The sequence below is a fragment of the Staphylococcus sp. GDY8P85P genome, assembly GCF_017892405.1.
GTDB lineage: Bacteria > Bacillota > Bacilli > Staphylococcales > Staphylococcaceae > Staphylococcus > Staphylococcus borealis.
Genome location: NZ_JAESLA010000041.1, coordinates 65,666 through 69,960 on the forward strand (window position 1 = coordinate 65,666; position 4,295 = coordinate 69,960).

5 protein-coding genes and 1 pseudogene are annotated in these 4,295 nt (G+C 32.2%); 5 read left to right on the top strand and 1 reads right to left on the bottom strand.

Annotation, left to right across the window (positions count from 1 at the left end):
* Positions 1–165: 165 nt before the first annotated feature.
* Positions 166–870, bottom strand: coding sequence for a queuosine precursor transporter (locus tag KA828_RS09105; protein WP_070855625.1), 705 nt, complete (start codon positions 868–870; stop codon positions 166–168).
* 204 nt (positions 871–1,074) lie between these two features.
* On the opposite strand from KA828_RS09105, the gene KA828_RS09110 reads away from it, so the two are divergent.
* The 5 genes and pseudogenes from KA828_RS09110 to KA828_RS09130 form a co-directional block, all read left to right on the top strand.
* Positions 1,075–1,269 (top strand): zinc-finger domain-containing protein, encoded by a 195-nt coding sequence (locus KA828_RS09110; protein WP_075108495.1) that lies wholly within the window; start codon positions 1,075–1,077, stop codon positions 1,267–1,269.
* A gap of 12 nt (positions 1,270–1,281) precedes the next feature.
* On the top strand, positions 1,282–1,533 hold the full coding sequence (locus KA828_RS09115) for a NifU N-terminal domain-containing protein (protein WP_053030822.1): 252 nt from the start codon (positions 1,282–1,284) through the stop codon (positions 1,531–1,533).
* Between the two features lie 24 nt (positions 1,534–1,557).
* Positions 1,558–2,673, top strand: coding sequence for a conserved virulence factor C family protein (locus tag KA828_RS09120; RefSeq protein ID WP_210126087.1), 1,116 nt, complete (start codon positions 1,558–1,560; stop codon positions 2,671–2,673).
* Positions 2,674–2,706: 33 nt separating this feature from the next.
* Positions 2,707–3,141, top strand: coding sequence for a bacilliredoxin BrxA (brxA, locus tag KA828_RS09125; protein WP_070855623.1), 435 nt, complete (start codon positions 2,707–2,709; stop codon positions 3,139–3,141).
* 273 nt (positions 3,142–3,414) lie between these two features.
* Positions 3,415–4,275 (top strand): annotated as a pseudogene (locus KA828_RS09130) (thymidylate synthase); the annotation flags it as partial.
* Positions 4,276–4,295 lie beyond the last annotated feature (20 nt).

Here is a 4,295-nt window from a genome sequence, read left to right on the forward strand (position 1 = left end):
CTGGGAGTGGACGACGAATCTAAAAAGAATTCTGTCCCACTCCCAAGTTAGTGAAATACGATCTATTACGTATTATTAAATTCATTAACATAAATATAGCTGGGATTGAGTGTCCCAGCTAAGCATATTTTGAGGAAAAAGTCTTACAACCATAGTGTGTTGCATTTAATATCCTTCATCTAATTTATGAATTCGACCTTTACGATACATAGATTTAGCTACATAACCGAATGGTACGTTGAAAATTGTCGAAATTAGTTTTAATAAATACGTTGTTATAAATATTTCAAATACAACCATATTGGGTAAAGTACCTGCAAAAGCAATTGTAACGAACAGTGCTGTATCAATAATTGAACTTAACATTGTGCTTCCGTATGCACGTATGATAAACGTCTTATCTGAACTAAATATTTTCTTAATAGCAGAAAAGATGAATACATCAACATGTTGTCCAATTATATACGCAATAATTGAACCTAATGCAATTCTAGGAACTAAATCAAAAATCGTTGAGAGTGATTTTTGAGCCATATCCTCAGGTGCTGGTATAAAATGAAGAGACATTTGCATCACAATGATCATGACCAACGTGGATGAAAAGCCTAACCACACAGCTCTTTTAGCAACTTTGCGCCCATATATATCATTTAAAATATCTGTTGCTAAATAAATTGACGCAAACATCACATTACCTAAAGTAGCAGATATGCCAAAAATATGAACTGTTTTTATTACTTGAATATTAGCAATAATAGTTCCAATTGCAACCCAGGCAATTAAACCTTGTTTACCAAAACATCGGAACATTACCACCATTAAAATAAATGTAACAAGAAACGATGCTACACCAAAAATCTCATTATACATAAAAATCCTCCTAAATTTTGATGATGCGGGTGTTTAGAAACCGCAAAAACAACTTATTTATTTTATAGCAATTTATTGGCAATTGCAATAACCATAATCACTTACATAATCATTTATCAATTATTAAATCGATTATTTCAAAATAACTCCAAATTAAGTTATACTTGTTCCATGCTTATAATAAAGTAATACTGTGCTTAAGGAGTGACGGTTATACTTACACATTCCGAAAAAAATGCAATTGATAAAATTGATGAATTAATGAACACTTATTGTGATAAATGCTTACTAAAAACACATATAAGAAAAACAGAAGGTAAAACACAGGCACACCATTTCTGTATTTCCGAGTGTTCAATTGGTAAACAAATCAAACAATTAGGAAATGAACTTCAATAGGAGGTAAGGACTATGCATATCGTTTCAATCGAAGAAACACCAAATCATAACACTATGAAAATAAATTTAAGTGAAAAGAGAGAAGATAATAAATCTAATACATTTACTTCTGCACAAGAAGGGCAACCGGATTTTATAAATAACTTATTTGAAATTGACGGTGTAAAATCAATATTTTATGTTATGGATTTTATTTCTGTTGATAAAGAAGCCAATGCAGATTGGAATAATGTACTACCACAAATTCAATCTACTTTTGAATAAAGCTTTATAAGGGGACATGTAGTTATGGAAATTGTACGAGTAGAGCCAACACCAAGTCCTAATACAATGAAAATCGTCTTGTCTGAAAAGAGGGAAGACAATAAATCTAATACATTTACACAAATAGATGAGCATCAACCTCAATTTATTAATGATTTATTAGCAATCGATGATGTCAAATCTATTTTCTACGTAATGGACTTCTTAGCTATCGATAAACAACCGAAATCTGATTGGGAAGTGGTCTTACCTCAAATCACTTCAACATTAAATAACGAATCATCTATTGATAGTGTTCAACAACCTGATGAACATTATGGTGAAATTAAAGCTGAGGCACTTATGTTTAAAGGCATCCCTTATCAAATTAAACTGACTACCGCTTCAGAAGAACGTCGCGAACAAATGCCAAACCATTTCGTTGATAGAATGTTAAAGACACAAAAAGACGGTGACAATGTTGTATTCTTACGTAAGTGGGAAGATCTTGGTATTAGATATGGTGAATTAGATGACGTTATGCATGAAGTATATGAAGAAATGATTGCACTATACCCAATTGAAAGGTTAGACGCGCTCGTTCAAACTGCATTAGAGACGGATATTGTAGTACCACAACAACAGTATCATCATGTTACTGTTAACGAATTTAAAGCAGCGTCTGATTGGAAAGATAAATTAAGAATGCTTAAAGCATTTCCATCACCAACAGTCGAAGATATAGATTTATTAGACCTAGCCTTACAAGAAGAAAAGGCACCATTAAGACGACAAGCCATTGTATTAATCGGCATGATTGAAGATAAAGAAATCCTTCCATATTTATATAAAGGCTTACATGATAAAAGCCCAGCAGTTAGACGCACCGCTGGAGATTGTTTAAGTGATTTAGGGTTTAAAGAGGCATTATCAGAAATGGAACAAGCTTTAAATGACCCACAAAAAATAGTCCGTTGGAGAGCGGCAATGTTTTTATTTGATGAAGGTGGACCAGAGCAGTTATCAAGTTTAAAATCACACGCCGACGATCCTGCCTATGAAGTTAAACTTCAAATAGAAATGGCAATTTCTAGAATTGAAAAAGGCGATGAAGCGTTAGGCTCTGTATGGAAACAAATTGCAAATCGCAATAAGTCATAAATTTCAAGAAAAACTAAAATAGGAGTGGAAATAATGAATCCTTATGAACAATATATGAAAGAATTAGCTCAACAAATGCGAGCTGAACTTACTGAAAATGGTTTTAAAAGTTTAGAAACAAGTGAAGATGTATCAAATTATATGAATAGTGTTAATGAAGAAGATACAACATTTGTAGTAATTAACTCTACATGTGGTTGTGCTGCTGGTTTAGCTAGACCCGCAGCTGTTGCAGTAGCTGAACAAAATGATAAAAAACCGACAAACAAAATCACAGTATTTGCTGGTCAAGACAAAGAAGCAACTCAAACAATGCGTGACTACATCCAACAAGTGCCTTCTAGTCCATCATATGCATTATTCAAAGGGACAGAATTAAAGCATTTTATTCCTAGAGAGCATATTGAAGGCCGTGACATTCAAGATATCTGTATGGATATTAAAGATGCATTTGATGAAAATTGTTAAGAAACCTATTTGAGTTTTTAGTCAATGCTAAATGCTTAAATTCACTATAAACTTGTTAAACAATTAACCATTTTGACTCTACAGCTTAGAAATTTCAAATCACTACTAAATGGCATTATTTATGAATACGTATTCATTAAAGATTGACTTACCAATCCCAAATATAAAATTAATAGTTAATTTTATATTTGGGATTTTTTTATTTTAATTTTATAAGTACGTATTATCTAGTATAATAATTAGTAATATAAACAATTCTAGGAGATGAACAAGATGTTAAATTCATTTGATTCAGCCTACCATGCTCTATGTGAAGAAATATTGGAAATTGGCAATCAACGTGATGATCGTACGCATACAGGTACTATATCTAAGTTTGGTCATCAATTACGTTTTGATTTGACCAAAGGTTTTCCATTACTTACAACGAAGAAAGTATCGTTTAAACTTATAGCTACTGAATTACTATGGTTTATTAAAGGCGATACAAATATACAATATTTATTAAAATATAATAATAACATTTGGAATGAGTGGGCATTTGAGAAATACGTACAATCAAATGATTACCACGGACCTGATATGACTAATTTTGGACATAGGGCGCTCCAAGACGAGGACTTTAATAAACAATACAAAGAAGAAATGTCTAAATTCAAACAACGTATATTAAATGACGATACATTCGCTAAAAAGTACGGAGATTTAGGTAACGTTTATGGTAAACAATGGCGAGATTGGGTAGATAAAGAAGATAATCATTTCGATCAACTTAAAACAGTAATTGATCAAATAAAGCATAATCCAAATTCTCGACGCCATATTGTTTCAGCATGGAATCCTACAGAAATTGATAGCATGGCCCTGCCACCATGTCATACGATGTTCCAATTTTATGTTCAAGATGGTAAGTTAAGCTGTCAATTGTATCAACGTAGTGCAGATATCTTCTTAGGTGTACCGTTTAATATCGCGAGCTATGCATTATTGACACATTTAATAGCAAAAGAATGTAATCTAGATGTAGGAGAATTTGTTCATACATTTGGTGATGCTCATATTTATTCTAATCATATTGAAGCAATTCAAACACAATTATCTAGAGATAGTTTTGAGCCACCAACCCTAAAAATGGTTCTATAATAAATTGGACT

What these genes read in the sequence shown, in the direction of transcription:
- KA828_RS09105 (WP_070855625.1), bottom strand. Translation starts at nt 870, where the DNA reads ATGTATAATGAGATTTTTGGTGTAGCATCGTTTCTTGTTACATTTATT.
- KA828_RS09115 (WP_053030822.1), top strand. Translation starts at nt 1,282, where the DNA reads ATGCATATCGTTTCAATCGAAGAAACACCAAATCATAACACTATGAAA.
- KA828_RS09120 (WP_210126087.1), top strand. Translation starts at nt 1,558, where the DNA reads ATGGAAATTGTACGAGTAGAGCCAACACCAAGTCCTAATACAATGAAA.
- brxA (WP_070855623.1), top strand. Translation starts at nt 2,707, where the DNA reads ATGAATCCTTATGAACAATATATGAAAGAATTAGCTCAACAAATGCGA.